Raw genomic sequence first — 2,947 nt, 5'->3', positions numbered from 1 at the left:
GTAGGACCGTGCCCGAGATCGCCTCGGGAAGCCATCAGCGCGGGCCGAACAGCCGCCGGAAACCGCCCCGCTTGGGCTCGTCGTCCTCGTCCTTGCGCTTGTGTTCCGACTCGTCCCCCCGGTCGTCGGCGGGTGGCGAGCCGGCCGGCGGCGCCGGGCCGCGGTCGCGGTCGTCTCCGCCTGATAGCTGGCTGAGTTCCCGTAGCAGCTCGGAGATGTCCGCCCGCCGCGGATGTGGCTCCGAGGGTGGGCGCTCCTCCTCGGACGCCTCCGGCTCGGGTGGCGTTCCGCGATCGTCATCGGAGGAGCCGCGGTTCGGCGCCGCCGCGGGCTCTGCCCCGGCGGCCTCGGCGCGGGCCCCGACCTCCTCGGCTTCGACCTCATCTTCCGTGGCGACGTCTTCCCCGAGCTCGGCCACCAGCGACCGCAGCTCGTCGGCGACCTCGTGTTCGTCCACGTCGGACGGTTGGTCGACGGCCGGCTCCCGGCGGGGCTCGGTGACCGGTTCGGCCACCCGGTCCGCGCGATCGACCGGCGCCTCCCGGCGTTCGGGCGCGCGAGGACGTTCGCGGTCGCGACGCACCTCGGGGGCGGGCTCGGCGACGACGTCGTCTTCGCCGATCACGACCCGCCACACCTCGGGTTCGACGCCGCGCGCGGTGACGTCCTCACCGCCGGTGTCAACCACGGTGTGCTCTTCGACCGTCTCCTGCATGGCGTCGTTGAGGTCGATGCTCAACGCCTCTTCGAGGGCGGCCCCGACGTCGAAGCTGTCGTCGGCCGGTTCCTCGTCGACGTCCGGGCCGGGACCGTGGATCGCTGCCTCCAGCGCCGCACCGACGTCGAAGTCGTCCGGCGCCTCGTCCGGCCCGTGCACGGTCGCCTCGTCCCGCGCCTGCACCGGCGCCTCGTCCGGCGCCCGGTAGTCCAGCGCCTCATCGAGCGCCGCCCCCACGTCGATGTCGACCTCGGCCGGCGCCGGCTCCGCGACCGGTGCCCGAGCCACGGCAGGCGTTGCGCCGTCGTGGTGGACCGCGATGATGCCCAGCAGCGTCAAGCCGTAGACGAGCCGTGCGGCCTCGAACTCGCTGTATCCCAGGTCCTGCGCCAGCTCGCGGACCGAGCGCTGGCCGTCGACGTTGGCCAGGACCGTGAAGTCGTCGGGCTCGAGCGACACCTGCGTGGACGCGGCGTCGGGCACGAAGTCGGGGACGGCGTCCAGCGACGGGATCACCGCGAGGATTCGGTCCCACTCCGCCAGCCTCCGGGCCGACTCGACCAGTAGCGGTTGCACCGGGATCTGGACCGGGAGATCCTCGGGGGCGGCGTCGCCGCGGAAGAACTCGTAGCGTCCGCCCTGCCAGCGCGCCAGGTCGAAGACAGCGCCGAGGATCTGCTCCTGGACAAACACCCGGATCACGTCACGGCTGACGCTGCCGCGCTCGACGAGGAGCGCCCCGAGCTTGGTCCGTCGGCCCGTGCGCCGCTGTTCGGCGAGGACGGCTTCGAGCTCGTCGTCGGTGATGAACCCCGCGCCAACCAGCCGGGCGCCCAGCTGCGCCCGCGGAGCGGGCGACGCCGCCCAGTACACTGCGCCGTCGCGGAGGAAGATCCGCGCCGGGCCGGTGCGGCCCTCGATGTGCAGGGCGCCGGTGGCGTTCGCGCTCGACAGCCCGCGGAGCAGGTCCGCGAGGCTGATCTCGCTGAGGTCACCACGCATGGCCGCATCGTACCGGGGGGCCCTACCGGCGCGCGGCCGCCCAGCGTGTCATCCTAGTCACGCTGCGTCATGCCGACTGCGGTCGCGACCTGGCGGGTAGGCTGATGGTCCCCCGCGCCTTCAGGCGTACGAACTGACGGGACGTCGACGGACGGATCCCACATGGACGCACCACCGACCGAGCCCCGACGCGCCCGACGGCGCATCGACCGGATCCTGGACCCTGCCTACCTCGACGACCTCGCGGGGCGGAGCACCGACGAGCTGCGCCGCATGCGCGACGAGTGCGAGGAGGAGGAGAGCGGGGTGTCCTTCGCCCGCCGGGTGCTGCAGGGCAGGATCGACATCATCCGGGCCGAGGCTCTGCGCCGCCAGCATGTCGACGGTGACGACGACGACGCCGCCCGGTCGATCCTCGACGCGCTGCCCTCGATCCTCGCCGACGACGTGGCCGCCACCCCGCTGCGCCCGCGCGTCAGCCGCTTCCTGGTCCCACCGGCGGTGCAGTACCACCGCCGTGACGTCGAACGGCTCGTGAACGAACGCTCGTTGGCCGGGCTCGCAGAGCACTCCCCCGATGAGCTCGCCGAGCTCGCCCAGACGCTGGGGGAGAAGGAGAGTGAGCTCTCCAAGCTGCGCCGCCAGCTGCTCGACCGGCTCGACGCCCTCCAGGAGGAGCTGGCCCGTCGCTACCGTGATGGGCGCGCGGACATCAACGAGGTCCTGCCCGGACGGGGATGACGGGTGCGCAGCCGGGTCCGGCGCCGATCGCCGAGACGACCCGCTGGCTGCACCACGGCGGCGAGCTCGTCGAGTCCCGCCACGCCGGTCACATCGTCGTGGTCGGCCCCCGCGACGAGATCGTGTCGCTCGGCGACCCCCACCGGATCACGTTCCCGCGCTCGGCCGTCAAACCGTTCCAGGCTGCCGCGTCACTGGAGCTGATCGGCGACGATCTGTCGCCACGCCTGGTCGCCGTTGGGTGGGCGTCGCACCGCGCCGAGCCGGCGCACCTGGCGGCGGTCCGCGACATGCTCGCTGTCGCCGGGCTGGACCCCGCCGACCTGACCACCCCTGCCGCGGACGGCGGCGATGGGGCTGCTGTCGTCGACCCGCTCCGCCACAACTGCTCCGGGAAACACGCGCTGTTCGCGCTGGCGGGACGGGCAGCGCGCTGTCCGCGCCACCGGCTGCTGGACCCCGACGGACCCGTCCAACGCCACGTCC

At 73.3% G+C, this 2,947-nt stretch carries 3 protein-coding genes; 2 read left to right on the top strand and 1 reads right to left on the bottom strand.

Annotated features, from left to right (window positions below; all coding sequences use genetic code 11):
* Nucleotides 1-34 precede the first annotated feature (34 nt).
* Complete coding sequence (locus M3N57_06850) at nt 35-1,720, bottom strand: DUF4388 domain-containing protein (GenBank protein MDP9022406.1); 1,686 nt, start codon at nt 1,718-1,720, stop codon at nt 35-37.
* Nucleotides 1,721-1,882: 162 nt separating this feature from the next.
* Here M3N57_06850 and M3N57_06845 point away from each other — a divergent pair, with 162 nt between their 5' ends.
* Nucleotides 1,883-2,461, top strand: coding sequence for an aerial mycelium formation protein (locus tag M3N57_06845; protein ID MDP9022405.1), 579 nt, complete (start codon nt 1,883-1,885; stop codon nt 2,459-2,461).
* On the top strand, nt 2,458-2,947 hold a 490-nt coding region (locus M3N57_06840), incomplete at its 3' end, for an asparaginase (protein ID MDP9022404.1). The genes M3N57_06845 and M3N57_06840, both read left to right, overlap by 4 nt.

The sequence above is a fragment of the Actinomycetota bacterium genome, from assembly GCA_030776725.1.
In the GTDB taxonomy this organism is placed as follows: Bacteria; Actinomycetota; Nitriliruptoria; order Nitriliruptorales; family JAHWKO01; genus JAHWKW01.
The sequence above is the reverse complement of the archived record's forward strand: the minus strand, read 5'-3'. Positions and strand labels throughout refer to the sequence as shown.

What these genes read in the sequence shown, in the direction of transcription:
- M3N57_06850 (MDP9022406.1), bottom strand. Translation starts at nt 1,720, where the DNA reads ATGCGTGGTGACCTCAGCGAGATCAGCCTCGCGGACCTGCTCCGCGGG.
- M3N57_06845 (MDP9022405.1), top strand. Translation starts at nt 1,883, where the DNA reads ATGGACGCACCACCGACCGAGCCCCGACGCGCCCGACGGCGCATCGAC.